Genomic DNA, 13,750 nt, shown 5'->3' with positions numbered 1-13,750 from the left:
CGGTCAGGGGTGCACCGGACCGCCCCAGCAGTCCTGTTTGCCCAGCCGTACGGACGTGTTGGTGTACACGCCGTCGGCGATGGTGTCCTGCATGATCGACCGCTGGTCCGTCGGGCGCGGCCACTGGTAGCACCAGTGCTGGGCGAAGTAGCCGCCCGCCGCCTGGATCGGGTCGAAATCGCAGATGCCGTCGGTCTGGATGCAGTAGCGGATGGACCGGACGCCGGCGAAGTCCGGGCGGCCCGCGCCGAACGACACGTAGCCGCCGAACGGCGAGGGCAGGCCGGTCCCCGGCGGCAGCGTCGCGCTGATCCCGGTCCCGGCCGGGCCGGGCGGCTGCATCGGGTCGGCGAACAGTTTGGCGCTGAACTTGGCCTTGTCCACGCCCAGCTGTCCGTCGGCGATGTCGTTGAGCACCATGTTCGCCACGATCGCGCCCTGGGAGTAGCCGACGACGGTGAACTCGGCGTCCGGGTTCTCGCGGTAGGCGTCCTGGACGACCTGGCGGCCCCGGTCGTGTCCGATCGCGACGCTCCGGTCCATCGGGGTCTGGTCGCAGTTGGGCGCGCCGGCGGCTCCGGCGGGGTAGTCCACGACCCGCGCGATGCCGCCCCGCAGCCACTCCGGACGGTAGACCGACGCCTTCCCGTCGCAGGTGCCGCCGATCAGGATGTAGTAGTGCGCGTCGTCGGCGTGCGCCGGCGCGGCGCTGGCGAATCCCGCGCCGAGCGTGGCGACGACCGCGCCGATCAGCGCGATCCTCCTGGCTTTCTTTGCCATCGGGTCCCCTCCGCATCGAATGGTCAAGGTGTTGCTGAACGCATTCGGAAAGCTAGGGAAAACCCATGAAATCCTGCTGAAAGCATGATCGCCGCCGGACCGTGGCGTCGGCCGATGCCGCTGGTCAGGCCGCACCGGCACCCGATCCGAGTCCACTGGATCGGGTGATCCGCGGCGGACGCCGCCTCCCGGTCAACCCGGACTGCTCCCCCGGCGTGCGCCGCGAGCAGGAGGAACGTCGCGCAGGGGCGGGCCGGCGACCACGGTGTTGTGGACGGTGCCGATCCCTTGCACGGTCATGCGGACGGAGTCGCCGACGCGCAAGGGCGGCGGTTGCCGGTCGCCGTGCCATCCCCACAGTTCGGCGAGGCAGCCGCTCCCGCAGGTTCCGGAGCCGAGCACGTCGCCGGGCCGGACCCAGGTGCCGCGGCTGGCGTAGGCGATCAGTTCGGCGAAGGCCCAGGCCATGTTCGCGAGCGTGTCGCCGCCGATGCGGGTGTCGTTGACGAAAACCTCCATGGCCAGGTCGTACCGGCCGCCGCTTTCGCAGTCGGCCAGTTCGTCCGGGGTGACGAGCACGGGGCCGAGGGTGGTGGCGGTGTCCTTGCCCTTGGCCGGTCCGAGTCCGACGCGCATTTCCCGGCTCTGCAGGTCGCGGGCGGACCAGTCGTTGAGGATGGTGAACCCGGCGATGTGGTCCGCGGCCTCGGCGACGGACAGGTTGAAGCCCGCTTTGCCGATGACCACCGCGACTTCGAGTTCGAAGTCCAGCACTTCGCATCCGGGCGGCATCGGGACCGGTGCGCCGGAACCGATCGCGGCGTGCGGGTTGGTGAAGTAGAAGGCGGGCGCTTCGTACCAGGCGTCCGGGATCTCGCTGCTCCCGGTGATCGCGCGGAGCGAGCCGGCCGTGTGCTGTTCGAAGGTGATGAAGTCGCGGATGCTGGCGACCGGCACCGGGACAGCGATCGATGCGGTTTCGTCCCAGTCCTCCCCCTGGCCGACCGTCGCGGGGTCGCCGGCGGCGAGCACCTCGAAGACGTCCGCGGTCGCGGGGAGCAGGTCGATGCGATCGCCGTCGACGACGCCGTAGCGCTGCACACCGTCGACAAGTACGGAACCGATTCTCATGCAGTCTCCTCGTCGAAGATCGCCACCGCGCGGGTCCAACCGGCCGACGCCGCGTGGATCTTGACCGGGAAGCAGGCGATCTGGAATCCGGTGGCCGGGAGGCTTTCCAGGTTGTGCAGCTTCTCGATGTGGCAGTAGCCGATCTCGCGACCGGCTCGGTGGCCCTCCCAGATGACGGAGGGGTCGTGGTCGCGGGCGTAGCGTTCGGCGGTGTACCGGAACGGGGCGTCCCAGCTCCAGGCGTCGGTTCCGGTCACCCGCACCCCTTGCTCGAGCAGGTGCAGGGTGGCGGCGCGGCCGATTCCGCAGCCGGAGTCGACGTAGTCGTCCTGGCCGTAGCGGGCGCCGGCCCGGGTGTTGACCACCACGATGTCGAGCGGGCGCAGCCGATGGCCGATCCGGTCGAGTTCGGTGTCGATGTCGGCGGGCGTGACGACGTGGCCGTCGGGCAGGTGGCGGAAGTCCAGCTTGACTCCCGCCTGGAAGCACCAGTGCAGGGGCACCTCGTCGATCGTCATGGCCCGGCGGCCTCCGTCCATAGTGGACGCGTAGTGGTAGGGGGCGTCGAGATGAGTGCCGGTGTGAGTGGTGGCCTCGATGCGCTCGATCGCCCAGCCTTCGCCGTCGGGCAGGTCCGCGGCCGTCGCGCCCGGGAAGAAACGGAGCAGATCCGGGACGGACTGCCGGTGGTCGACGTAGCTGATCGAGGGCCGGTGGCCGGGCGGGTCGGAGGCGATCCCGCCCCGCAGCGGGACCGAGATGTCCACGAGCTGTCGCATGGCTGCTCCTTATCGCGGGATGACCGGGACGAGCAGATGGGAGGCGTGGTCGCCGCCGACGTGGATGGCGGCGGTCGTCGCCGGGCGGTGGAGATCGGGGTGGTCGTGGGTCATGAAGCCGAGGTCGCTGTCCCCGGGGACCAGCTCCAGGCGGAGCCGCTCGCCCGGGGCGAGGGTGATGCTGGTCGGCCAGATCTCGACCTCGAGCAGGGCCGGCTCGTCGGGCGCGAGGGGGATCTCGCGGGTGTGGGGGTGCCACGGCCGGTACGGCAGTGACTTCTCGGCATCGGTCTCGCGGTGGGAAGCCTTGAGCCAGCCCAGGGTCATCGGGACCGGGCCGCCCTGGGGGCCGACCGCCGGGATCGGCTCGCCGTCCGCGCCGATGTGCTGCACTCGCGCGAAGACGTCGAGGTCGTCCTGGTCGGCGCTGAGCCACAGGCGCAACGCGACCGGACCGGTCAGCTCGAGCGGCTCGGACACCGGGGCGGTGTCGAAGCTGGCGGGATACGCCACCGTCGCAGCGTCTGCGGGCGGCTCCCAGTCGAGGACACCGTCGCCGAGATGGAGCTCGCGCCACTGCGTCTGCGGAAGCGGGAAGTCCGTGGCGTCTCGCCATTCGACCTCCCGCCCGTGCCGGATCGCCAGCCGCACCGGAGCCACGCCGTCCATGCGGTCGGGCTGGTCTTTGAGGAAACGGTCGAGGAAGCGCAGTTGCAGATCCAGTGCCCACTCGGCGTAGTAGGGATCGATGTGGGTGCCGGTGTGCACCACGAGCCACTTGTCCCGCGAGGCCGCACGGGCCCAGCCCTCGATGTTGCCGCGCAGGTGGACGTGCAGGGCGCCCCAGTTGCCGGCCGACAGCACCGGCGCGGTGACGCGGTCGAGATCGACGATGTGCGCTTGGTGGTAGTCGTCGAGCACGGGATGGCGTGGGAGCACTTCGCGCCAGTCGTCGCCGTCGTCGCTGTTGCGCTGGGGGGTGATCTGGCGGTTCCACCAGAACTCGATGAACCCGTGGGCGTACAGGCCGCCCTGGTAGACGAAGTCGCGGTAGAAGTCGGTCGCGCCTTCCCAAGCCACGATCGCGGCGAGATGCGGCGGCTGGAGCTCCGCGACCCGCCAGCCCATCATCGCGAGCCACGAGATGCCGCTGGACGCCACCTTGCCGTTGGCCCACGGCTGCTGCGCCGCCCACTCGACGACGTCGTAGAAGTCCTCGGAATCGCCCGGGCTCATCAGGTCCATCCGGCCGGGCGACTTGCCGGTGCCCCGGGTGTCGGCGCGCAGCACCGCGTAACCGCGGGCCGTCCACCACTCGGGATCCGGGGTCTCCCAGACCATGTGCCCGTGCTGCGGCACCAGTTCGTAGAGCGGATAGCGGTCCGGCCAGTGCACGTCCTTGCCGTACGGGCTGATCGACGCCAGCACGGGAAACGCGCCGTCGTCGTCCGGCAGGAACACGTCGGCCAGGATCGGCGAGCCGGTGCGGGTGGGGACCTCGATGTCCCGTTCGATGCGCATCTCAGAACTCCTGTGGGGTGGGCAGCCGCTGTTAAAGCCAGTCGACTTGCGTCAGGAGTATGCGGCGCTCCTCCACTAAAAGCAAGCGGACTTGTATTAGAGTGCATGCCGTGAGCGATGCGGAGGTCCGGAGACGGCCGGGCGGACGGACGGCCCGCGTGCGCGCCGCGGTCCTCGAGACCACCAGCCTGCTCCTGCAGGAGCAGGGCCTGGCGGACCTGAAAGTGTCCGAGGTGGCCCGGCGCGCGCAGGTGAACGAGACGACGATTTTCCGGCGGTGGGGCACTCGCGAGAACCTCATCATCGACGCCTTGCTCGCCGACGCCGCCGAACAACTCCCGGTGCCCGACACCGGGAACCTGCGGGACGATCTGGTCGCCTACGCCACAGCGCTCGCGAAATACCTGACCTCGCCCGCCGGCAACGCCCTGGAGCGAACGCTGGCCTCGGCCGGCGACGACCCGGCCACCCAGCAGCTGCGCGACCAGTACTGGAACTCCCGCTACGCCCAGTCCGGCCAGATCGCCGCACGGGCGATCAAACGCGGAGAGCTGCCCGACGGCACCGATCCCCGCTTTGTGCTCCAGATGCTCGTCGCGCCATTGCACTTCAGAATCGTGCTCACCCGCGAGCCGCTCGAACCGGACCTGCCCACCCGCATTGTCGACGCCCTCCTCCGAGGGCTCGGCGCGGCCGCTGGACCTCCGCAGCCGAGGCCGGAACTCTCCTGAGACGCGGAGGGCGAGAACGTGACTCTCGCCCTCCGCTGCGACCTGTCCCGAATTGGCGACCGTGTTTCCTGCGACCCGCAGGAGGTGAGCGGGCCGTGTCCGACAGACTCATTCGCTCGCCGGGCACGGCTGAATGACGCACCGTAGCCCGCAGAATGGCCACCACTGCTGGAAAGGGTGACTCGCGAAGCCGCCAGTCACACCATCCCGCCGCGCAGTCCGGAGCCTCCGACTGCGCGAGGCTCGCGAGCGGGTTCAGCGGACGCGGGGCGTGAACTCCGCGAGATCCGGCAGCGGCGGCACCGCCCGGGCATACGCGTCCGCGGCCAGCACTCCGGTGGTGACCCGGGTGGCGGTGCGGCGGCCGAGTTCGTCGAGGATTTCCTGTTCAGTCCGGCCCCGGGCGAGCAGCAGCAGGAAGGGGTCGGCGTCGAGCAGCCACGCGACCTGGAACGACAGCGCGGCGGCGTGCCGGCACGGGAGTTCCCAGCCGGGGCAGTCGCAGTCCGGGTCGAGGTCGCCGATGCCGGGCAGCAGCGGGACGACCTCGGCCAGCTCCGGCGGCAGGTGCCGGTCGAGCAGCGCGGCGAGGTGCCCGGAGTGGTCGGCGGCGCGGTCGAGCAGCAGCTCCCAGTCCGTCGCGGACAGTTCGGCCAGGTGCACGCCGGTGTGGTACGGGCCGTCGTCGGCGTCGTCGGCGTCCTCGGTGGTCGCGGTGATCAGGCCCGGGCTGACCGTGATCGGGCCGACCAGGCCCGCCGCGGCGTAGCTGCGGCCCTTCTTCAGCTGCCGCAGGTCGAGCGCGGTGTCCTCCATCGCCTGCAGCCACGCGCGGCCCCACCAGGTGCGGGCGAACGGGCCGCGGCCGGCGCGGGCGGGGAACGCAGGGAATCCGCGGACCCGGTCGGTCATCGCGGCCTCCGGAGGGTGACGAGCTCGGCCAGTTCGGCGTCGGTGAGTTCGGTGAGCGCGGCCTCGCCGGAGGCGAGCACCGCGTCGGCGAGCGCGCGTTTCTCCCGCAGCATCACCGCGATCCGGTCCTCGACCGTGCCTTCCGCGACCAGCCGGTGGACCTGCACCGGCCGGGTCTGCCCGATCCGGTACGCGCGGTCGGTCGCCTGGTCCTCGACCGCCGGGTTCCACCACCGGTCGTAGTGCACGACGTGGTCGGCGCGGGTGAGGGTGAGCCCGGTGCCCGCGGCCTTGAGCGACAACAGGAACACCGGCACGTCGCCGTTCTGGAAGCCGCGGACCAGCTCCTCGCGCCGGGCGACCGGGGTTCCGCCGTGCAGCAGCTGCGCCGGGACGCCGCGCGCGGCGAGGTGCCGTTCGAGCAGCCGCGCCATCACCACGTACTGGGTGAACACCAGCACGGCGCCGTCCTCGGCGAGGATCGTGTCGAGCAACTCGTCGAGCAGTTCGAGCTTGCCGGACCGGCCGGCGAGCGTGCTGTCCTCAGGCTCGCCGAGGAATTGCGCGGGGTGGTTGCAGATCTGCTTGAGCGCGGTGAGCAGCTTGACCACGCGGCCGCGGCGAGCCATGCCGTCGCTCCCGGAAATGTCGGCCATCAGCTCCCGCACCGTTGCCTCGTACAGCGCGGCCTGCTCGGCGGTGAGCGACACCGGCCGGTCGGTCTCGGTCTTCGCCGGAAGCTCGGGCGCGATGCCCGGGTCGGATTTGCGGCGGCGCAACAGGAACGGCCTGAGCAGCCGGGATAGCTGTTCGGCGACGGCCGGGTCGGCCCCGGATTCGACCGGCTTTCCCCAGCGCCGGCGGAAGTCGGCGAGCGGACCGAGCAGGCCGGGCGTGGTCCAGTCGAGGATCGCCCACAGCTCGGTGAGCGTGTTTTCCACCGGCGTGCCGGTGAGCGCGACTTTCGCCGCGGAAGGCAACAGCCGCAACGCTTTCGCGGTGTCGGAACGATGGTTCTTCACGTGCTGCGCCTCGTCGGCGACCAGCAGATCCCAGCTCACCTCCGCCAGCGGCGCGGGGTCCGTGCGCAGCGTGCCGTAGGTGGTCAGGACGAAGCCGCCGCCGAGATCGTCCAGCGACCGCGCGGTGCCGTGGAACCGGCGCACCGGCGTCCCGGGCGCGAACCGGCGGATTTCCGTTTCCCAGGTGCCCAGCAGCGAAGCCGGGCACACGACCAGCGTCGGGCCGGCATCGCGGTGCAGGTGCAGGGCGATGAGCGTGACGGTTTTGCCGAGCCCCATGTCGTCGGCGAGGCAGCCGCCCAGGCCCAGCCCGGTGACGGGTGTCGAGCCAGTGCAGGCCGCGCAGCTGGTAGTCGCGCAAGGTCGCCGCCAGCCCGGCCGGCTGCGCCACCGGCAAGGGATCGGCCGACAGCCGCGCGCGCAGCTCCTCCAGCCAGCCGTCGGTGCGGACTTCCACCTGGTCGCCGTCGACCTCGGTGCGGCCGGTGAGCGCGACGCCGAGCGCCTCGATCGCGGTCAGCGGCTTGAGCGTGCGATCCCGGGCGCGGTCGGCGGTGGTGCGGTCCAGCAGCACCCACCGGTCCCGCAGCCGGACGACCGGACGCTGGGCTTCGGCGAGCGCGTCGAGCTCCGCGACGCTCAGCTCGCTGTCGCCGAGCGCGAGCTGCCAGTCGAACTGCAGCACCCGGTCGCCGCCGAAGAACGACCGCGCGTCGGACGGCGCGTCGCCCGGCCGGACCACCGCGCGGGCGGCCAGCCCGGTCAGCTCCGCGGGCCAGTGCACCGCCAGTTCCGCGGCGTCGAGCGCGCCGGCGAGCAGTTCGGCGATCTCGCGGTCTCCCAGCGCGACCGACGACGGAACCGCCGCCGACAGCAGCGGAGCCAGTGCGGGCCACACTTCGGCCCCGTGCCGCAGCGTCAGCAGGACCTCGTGCCGCGCCTCCTGGCTTCCGGTGCGCCACAGCTCTTCCGCGTCGACCAGCGGTTCGCTCCCGCCGTGCACCTGGACGACCGCGCGGAACCGGCCGCCCGCCAGGTCGTCGGATTCGATCCGCAGCGACACCCGCAGCGCCGGCCGCACCCCGGCGACGTCGCCGAGGAACCGCAGCAGCAGCGGGTACGGCTCCGGCAACCGCGCCGGATCTCCCGGGATCGGCGCCGCGTGGGCGTGCGGCGGCATCGCGTCGGCGAGGCGGCGCAGCCACGCTTCTTCGTCGGGGTCGAGCGGTCCGGTCCATCCGGCCGAGGCGCGCCGTTCCGCGGCTTCGGCGGCCAGCGCCCAGAACCGAGCCGACGGATCTGTCAGCGACCGCAGGACCGGCACCGCCTCCGCAGTCGGCAACCGCAGCGCGGGCACGGTGCGCACCCCGTCCGGCAGCACGACCTCGACCGTGCCGGGAGTCCCGGGACCGTCCGGCTCCGCGCCGTCCGGTCTCCAGAACACGATCCGGCCCGGCTCCACCACTGCTGAATTCAGTGCTCCGCCCTCCCCTGGCTGGCCGCTCCACGCTAGCCTACCGGAAAACTCCGTACTGCGTACAAGGAGCGAAATGGACACCGAGGAGGCGGGCGATCCGCGGCGGACCATCGAACTGCTCTGGGGCGTGCCCGGTCCCCCGCGCCGCGGCCCGAAACCGAAGCTCTCGGTCGAGCACGTGGTGTTCGCCGGGATCCGGATCGCGGACGCAGACGGGCTGGAGGCGGTCACCATGCGGCGGATCGCCGACGAACTGGGCGTCGCGACGATGTCGCTCTACACCTACGTGCCCGGCCGCGCCGAGTTGCTGGCGCTGATGCTCGACCACGCACACGGCGAACTCCCCGGCGAGCTGCCGGAGGGCTGGCGGGCCGGGCTCGCCGCGGTCGCCGAAGACCTGTGGCGGCTCTACCACCGGCACCCGTGGCTGCTGGAGATCCGCGTCGGCCGCCCGACGCTGGGCCCGCACACTTTCGCCAAATACGAGCGCGAGCTGGCCGCGATGGACGAGCTCGACCTCGACGACGTCCAGCTCGACGCGATCGTCAGCCTGCTCAACGGACTGGTCGCGGGCGCGGCACGCGGTTCGGTGGACGCGACCCGCGCCGCGCGCCGCAGCGGGATGAGCGACCTCGACTGGTGGAACCGCTCCGCGCCGGTGCTGGCCGAGATCCCGGCGGCGGACCCGGCGCACTTCCCGCGCGCGAGCCGGGTCGGCACCACCGCGGGGCTGGCTTACGGCGGATCCTCGGATCCCGAGCACCATTTCCGGTTCGGGCTCGAGCGCATCCTCGACGGGATCGGCCAGCTCGCCGGCGCCTGACCGCGCGAAATTGTCGGGGCCTCGGTTTACCGTTCGGAGGGTGTCGGCGGAAACGTCCGCCGGCGCGTACGAGGAGGGAGCACGTGGTGACCGGGCAGCCCGACGCGGCCGAAACCGCGCTCGCGCAGGCGTTCCGCGACGAGTGGGGCTCCGTCGTGGCCACGCTCATCCGCGTCGCCGGCGACTGGGACCTGGCCGAGGAGTGCGCCCAGGACGCGTTCGCGCTCGCCGTGCGCACCTGGCCGCGCGACGGCGTTCCCGACCGCCCCGGAGCGTGGCTCACCACCGCCGCCCGCAACCGTGCCGTCGACCGGCTCCGGCGCGCGGCCGTGGGAACGGGCAAACTCCGGGAGGCCGCGCTTCTGGCGGTCCCGGACGAACCGGCCACTGTCCACAGTGGAGCCGGCGACGCCGTCGGTTTCGAGGACGACCGGCTCCGGCTCATTTTCACCTGCTGCCATCCCGCGCTCGCCTTCGAAGCGCAGGTCGCGCTCGCGCTGCGTACGCTCGTCGGGCTCAGCACCGCGGAGATCGCCCGCGCGTTCCTGGTGTCCGAATCGACGATGTCGCAGCGGCTCGTCCGGGTGAAACGCAAAATCCGCGCCGCCGGGATCCCGTACCGCGTGCCGCCCGCCCATCTTCTGCCCGAGCGCACCGCGGCGGTGCTCGGCGTGCTGTACCTGTTGTTCAACGAGGGCTACGCGGCCAGCGAAGGCGACGACCTCCAGCGCCCCGACCTGGCCGGCGAAGCCATCCGGCTGGCCCGTCTGGTCCGCACCCTGCTGCCGGACGAACCCGAGGCCACCGGCCTGCTCGCGCTGCTCCTGCTGCAACACGCCCGGCGCAGTACGCGGAACGGCCCCGACGGCGAGTTGATCCCGCTCGACGAACAGGACCGGAGCCAGTGGGACGCCGCGGCGATCTCCGAAGGCACCGCGCTGCTGGAGGGAGCGCTGCGGCGGCGCACGCCCGGGCCCTACCAGGTCCAGGCCGCGATCGCTGCCTGCCACGCAACCGCCGCCCGCGCCGAAGACACCGACTGGGCGCAGATCGCCGGGCTCTACGTCCAACTCCTCCGTTTCCGGCGGGATCCCGTGGTCGAACTGAACCGCGCGGTCGCGGTCGGGATGGCCGTCGGGCCCGAAGCCGGGCTCGCCCTCGCCGACCGGCTGACCAACGATCTGGCGGGCTACCACCTTCTGCCCGCCACCCGCGCGGACTTCCTCCGCCGGCTCGACCGCACCGAAGAAGCCCAGGTCGCGTACGCCGAAGCGCTCGCGTCGGCTCGCACCGGAGCCGAACGCCGCTACCTCCGGAGACGACTTTCGGAAATTTCTTCGCCGGAGGTGTCTGTCTCCGCGTCTTCCGTTCGTCGGGAAGGCAAACCGACCCCGGAAGGACAGCCATGATCACCAAAACCCTTCGCGTGCCTGGCGCGGAGATCCACTACGACGTCGCCGGCTCCGGACCGCTGCTGCTCCTGGTGCCCGGCGGACCGGCGGACGCCACCGGGTTCACCGCGCTGCGCCCGTGCCTCGCCGACCGCTACACCGTCGTCACCTTCGACCCGCGCGGCATCTCCCGCAGCCGGACCACCGAGCTCGACGACGACCTGGTCGGCCAGCACGCCGAGGACGTCCAGCGGCTGCTCGCCGAACTGGACGCCGGACCGGTTTCGGTGCTGGCCAGCAGCGGAGGCGCGATCACCATGCTCGAGCACACCGTCCGCTACCCGGGAGCGGTGCGGACGCTCGTCGCGCACGAACCGCCGGTCAGCCGGTATCTCGGCGACCTCCTGGCCGATTTCCCGGACATCCCGGCGATTTACCGCGAGCACGGCACCGACGCGGCGGTCGGGGCGTTCATGGCCGCCAGCGGGTTCGAGATCCCGCCGCAGCCCGAACAGCCCACCGCCGAGGAAATCGAACAAGGCAAGCAGATGCGCGGCAACTTCGAGGTGTTCTTCGGCAAGCTGTTGGGCGCCATCGGAGCCTGGGAACCCGATCTCGAAGCGCTCGCCGCCGCGGACACCCGGATCGTCGTCGCGGTGGGCGACGCCGTCGGAACCCCGGCGTACGAGGCCGGCGTCGGGCTGGCCCGCGCGCTCGGCGGCGAGCCCGTCCAGTTCCCGGGCGACCACGCCGGGTTCGCCGCCCAGCCCGAGGCGTTCGCCGCCCGCCTCGCCGAAACGCTCACCGAGGAGAACTGATGCGCTACCTGCTGATGATCGCCGGATCCGAGGAGCCGACCCCCGAGCAGCTCGCCGTCGGCTGCGGCGGCTGGTCCGAGGACCTGCAAGAACGCGGCATCCTCGTCGGCGGCGGAGGCCTGCACCCGCCCGCTACGGCCACCACGGTGCGCGTGCGCGGCGGCGACGTCCTGCTCACCGACGGGCCGTTCGCCGAGACCAAAGACCAGATCGGCGGCTACGCCGTGCTCGAATGCGCCAACCTCGACGAGGCCGTCGAACACGCGTCCCGGCACCCGGCCGCCGCCTACGGCACCATTGAAGTCCGCCCGCTGCTCGGCTGACTCCCGCGTCCCCGAAAGGAACCACGTTGCCCTCCATTGTGGACAGAGACGAACAGCGCTACGTCGGCTACCGCGCGACGGTCGGCTTCGACGGCATGGCGGACGTCGCGCACCAGATCGCCGCGATCGTCGGCAAACTCGCCGAACGCGGCGTCGAACCCGCCGACGCCCCGTTCTTCCGCTACCTGCTGCTCGGCACGGATATGCGGACGGTCACCGTCGAAGCCGGAGTGCCCGTCGCGGACCCGGTCGACCTCGGCGACGAGTACTTCACCGACGTGGTGCCCGCCGGGAAATACGCCCAGGCCACCCACCACGGCCCGCCCTCCGGCCTCTTCGCCGCCACCGCCGACCTGCTCGCCTGGAGCGAAAAAGAGGACGTGCGCTGGGACCGCATCGTCGAGGCCGACGGCGAGCACTGGGGCGCGCGGCTCGAGATCTACCGCACCGACCCGCAGGTGGAGCCGGACGCGAACAACTGGGACACCGACCTCTGCTTCCGGCTCGCCGACTGACCCGCCGGTGGTCCCGGGGTCACACGCCCCGGGCCACCAAAGCGGCGACGAGACAACCGAATCCGGCCGCGGACAGCGCCGTGCGCGCCCGGTTCCAGCGCACCCACGGCTTCTCGAACCGGGCGCGCAGCGTGGCGACGTCAGCAGTGTCCTTCTCGAGGGCGTTGTTCATCGGCACGTTGATCGCGCCGGTCACCACGAGCATCGCCGCCAGCAGCACGCTGCCCGCGACAAGCCAGGGCAGCCCGCCCCGCGCGTCGCCCGTGAGGTGCAGGACCACCGCCGCGATCGCGAGCAATGGCGCGCCCAGGAACGACAGCATGAACCAGCCGTTGAGGATGGCGACGTTGATCCCGCGCATCGCGGTCACGAACGTGTGGTCGTCGGCCTGGGCGAGACCCGGCATCACCGACACCGTGTACGCGTAGAACAACCCCGCGATCAGCCCCGCCCCGACCACCGCCGCCACGAGCACCGCTTCGGAAACGACCGCCATCGCACTGCCCTCCTCTGTCCCGAACACACCCCAGTCAACCCGCGGACCGCGAGACGATCCATCGGTTATCCGCTCGGAACCATGCGTCATCGTCTCGCCAGGAGACCTCCATGCAGCACACGCTCCCCAACGGCGTCGCACTCGGCGCCGAACACTTCGGCGACCCGGCCGCGCCGCTCGTCCTGCTGGTCGGCGGCACCACGATGCTGTCGTGGCCGCACACCCTGTGCGAAGCCCTCGCCCGGGGCGGACGGCACGTCGTGCGCTACGACCTCCGCGACGCAGGCACCTCCACCACGCTCGCCCCGGCCTACACCCTGCGCGACCTCGCCGCCGACGCAGCCGCGCTGGCCCGCGAACTCGACGACCGGCCCGCGCACCTGGCTGGGATCGGGGTCAGCGGGTTCGTCGCCCAGGTCGCCGCGCTCGACCACCCCCAGGCGTTCTCCGCCCTGACCCTGTACGGAACCCGCCCCGTCGCGCCCGGACCAGTCGACCCCGACCTGCCCGACCACGACGCGAAGGCCATGCGCCAACTGTTCGCGCTGCCGATGCCGGACTGGTCGGACCGTGCCGCCGCCAGTGCCGTGATCCTCGGCAACGACCCGGACGCCGCCCGCACCGTCGCAGTCCGGATCTTCGACCGCGCGGCCAGCACCGAGCCGGTCGTGCAGATGGCCAACCAGCTGGGCATGGTGTTCTCCCAACTCGACTGCACGCCGCGGTGGCGCGAACGCCTGCCGGAACTCGCGATCCCGACGGTGGTGCTGCACGGCCGCCGGGACGTGTTTTTCCCGGTCGGCAACGGAGAAGCGCTCGCCCGCGACATCCCCGGCGCCCGGCTGGTCGTCCTGGACGACGCTGCCAGCGCGATCCCGGACGCTGCCGCCGACGAGATCGCCGCGGCGATGCTCGCTGCCTGAACCGCGCGGTGGGAGGCCGCCTGAAACACGAGGTGCCAGGCCGCCTGAAACGGGCACCTCGCGCGACCCAGAGCGGTGCCGGTTTTGGACCTGTCGCGAGCGGCCACC

The 13,750-nt window shown here is 71.8% G+C and carries 13 protein-coding genes and 1 pseudogene; 7 read left to right on the top strand and 7 right to left on the bottom strand.

The features are described from left to right. Positions 1–3 precede the first annotated feature (3 nt). The 4 genes from H5411_RS22035 to H5411_RS22020 all read right to left on the bottom strand — a co-directional run bounded on the left by H5411_RS22035 (position 4) and on the right by H5411_RS22020 (position 4,211). A complete protein-coding gene (locus tag H5411_RS22035) occupies positions 4–780 on the bottom strand; it encodes a PE-PPE domain-containing protein (protein ID WP_208637558.1) in 777 nt (258 codons plus the stop codon). A gap of 192 nt (positions 781–972) precedes the next feature. Further along, positions 973–1,911: a fumarylacetoacetate hydrolase family protein gene (locus H5411_RS22030; RefSeq protein ID WP_101440057.1), complete on the bottom strand. Its 939-nt coding sequence runs from the start codon at positions 1,909–1,911 to the stop codon at positions 973–975. Next, positions 1,908–2,690 carry a cyclase family protein gene (locus H5411_RS22025; RefSeq protein WP_101440058.1) on the bottom strand — a complete coding sequence of 261 codons (783 nt, stop codon included), beginning with the start codon at positions 2,688–2,690 and terminating at the stop codon, positions 1,908–1,910. Before H5411_RS22025 ends, H5411_RS22030 begins: the two co-directional genes overlap by 4 nt. 9 nt (positions 2,691–2,699) lie before the next feature. Further along, positions 2,700–4,211, bottom strand: coding sequence for a CocE/NonD family hydrolase (locus H5411_RS22020; RefSeq protein WP_101440059.1), 1,512 nt, complete (start codon positions 4,209–4,211; stop codon positions 2,700–2,702). Positions 4,212–4,321: 110 nt separating this feature from the next. Here H5411_RS22020 and H5411_RS22015 point away from each other — a divergent pair, with 110 nt between their 5' ends. Then, on the top strand, positions 4,322–4,942 hold the full coding sequence (locus H5411_RS22015; protein ID WP_101440060.1) for a TetR/AcrR family transcriptional regulator: 621 nt from the start codon (positions 4,322–4,324) through the stop codon (positions 4,940–4,942). A gap of 255 nt (positions 4,943–5,197) precedes the next feature. Here H5411_RS22015 and H5411_RS22010 read toward each other — a convergent pair whose 3' ends face one another. Together H5411_RS22010 and H5411_RS49810 are read right to left on the bottom strand one after the other, a co-directional pair. Next, positions 5,198–5,854 (bottom strand): SWIM zinc finger family protein, encoded by a 657-nt coding sequence (locus tag H5411_RS22010; protein ID WP_183124887.1) that lies wholly within the window; start codon positions 5,852–5,854, stop codon positions 5,198–5,200. Beyond that, positions 5,851–8,218: pseudogene (locus H5411_RS49810) on the bottom strand (DEAD/DEAH box helicase). The gene H5411_RS22010 and the pseudogene H5411_RS49810 overlap by 4 nt, the downstream one beginning before the upstream one ends. Before the next feature lie 208 nt (positions 8,219–8,426). On the opposite strand from H5411_RS49810, the gene H5411_RS22000 reads away from it, so the two are divergent. The 5 genes from H5411_RS22000 (at position 8,427) to H5411_RS21980 (ending at position 12,223) form a co-directional block, all read left to right on the top strand. Further along, the gene (locus H5411_RS22000) at positions 8,427–9,176 is read left to right on the top strand and encodes a TetR/AcrR family transcriptional regulator C-terminal domain-containing protein (RefSeq protein WP_101441339.1); all 750 of its coding nucleotides are present in this window, start codon (positions 8,427–8,429) and stop codon (positions 9,174–9,176) included. Between the two features lie 86 nt (positions 9,177–9,262). Beyond that, a complete protein-coding gene (locus tag H5411_RS21995; RefSeq protein ID WP_101441340.1) occupies positions 9,263–10,585 on the top strand; it encodes an RNA polymerase sigma factor in 1,323 nt (440 codons plus the stop codon). Continuing rightward, the gene (locus tag H5411_RS21990) at positions 10,582–11,385 is read left to right on the top strand and encodes an alpha/beta fold hydrolase (protein WP_101440062.1); all 804 of its coding nucleotides are present in this window, start codon (positions 10,582–10,584) and stop codon (positions 11,383–11,385) included. The genes H5411_RS21995 and H5411_RS21990 overlap by 4 nt, the downstream gene beginning before the upstream one ends. Beyond that, positions 11,385–11,708, top strand: coding sequence for a YciI family protein (locus H5411_RS21985; RefSeq protein WP_101440063.1), 324 nt, complete (start codon positions 11,385–11,387; stop codon positions 11,706–11,708). The genes H5411_RS21990 and H5411_RS21985 overlap by 1 nt, the downstream gene beginning before the upstream one ends. Before the next feature lie 26 nt (positions 11,709–11,734). Further along, entirely contained in the window at positions 11,735–12,223 is a 489-nt protein-coding gene (locus H5411_RS21980) for a GyrI-like domain-containing protein (RefSeq protein WP_183124886.1), read from the top strand. A gap of 19 nt (positions 12,224–12,242) precedes the next feature. On the opposite strand, the gene H5411_RS21975 is transcribed toward H5411_RS21980, so the two are convergent. Then, positions 12,243–12,719 carry an anthrone oxygenase family protein gene (locus H5411_RS21975; RefSeq protein WP_183124885.1) on the bottom strand — a complete coding sequence of 159 codons (477 nt, stop codon included), beginning with the start codon at positions 12,717–12,719 and terminating at the stop codon, positions 12,243–12,245. 110 nt (positions 12,720–12,829) lie between these two features. On the opposite strand from H5411_RS21975, the gene H5411_RS21970 reads away from it, so the two are divergent. After that, positions 12,830–13,642 (top strand): alpha/beta fold hydrolase, encoded by an 813-nt coding sequence (locus H5411_RS21970; protein ID WP_183124884.1) that lies wholly within the window; start codon positions 12,830–12,832, stop codon positions 13,640–13,642. Positions 13,643–13,750: the final 108 nt, after the last annotated feature.

The organism is Amycolatopsis echigonensis (assembly GCF_014174495.1).
In the GTDB taxonomy this organism is placed as follows: domain Bacteria; phylum Actinomycetota; class Actinomycetes; order Mycobacteriales; family Pseudonocardiaceae; genus Amycolatopsis; species Amycolatopsis echigonensis.
The sequence above is the reverse complement of the archived record's forward strand: the minus strand, read 5'-3'. Positions and strand labels throughout refer to the sequence as shown.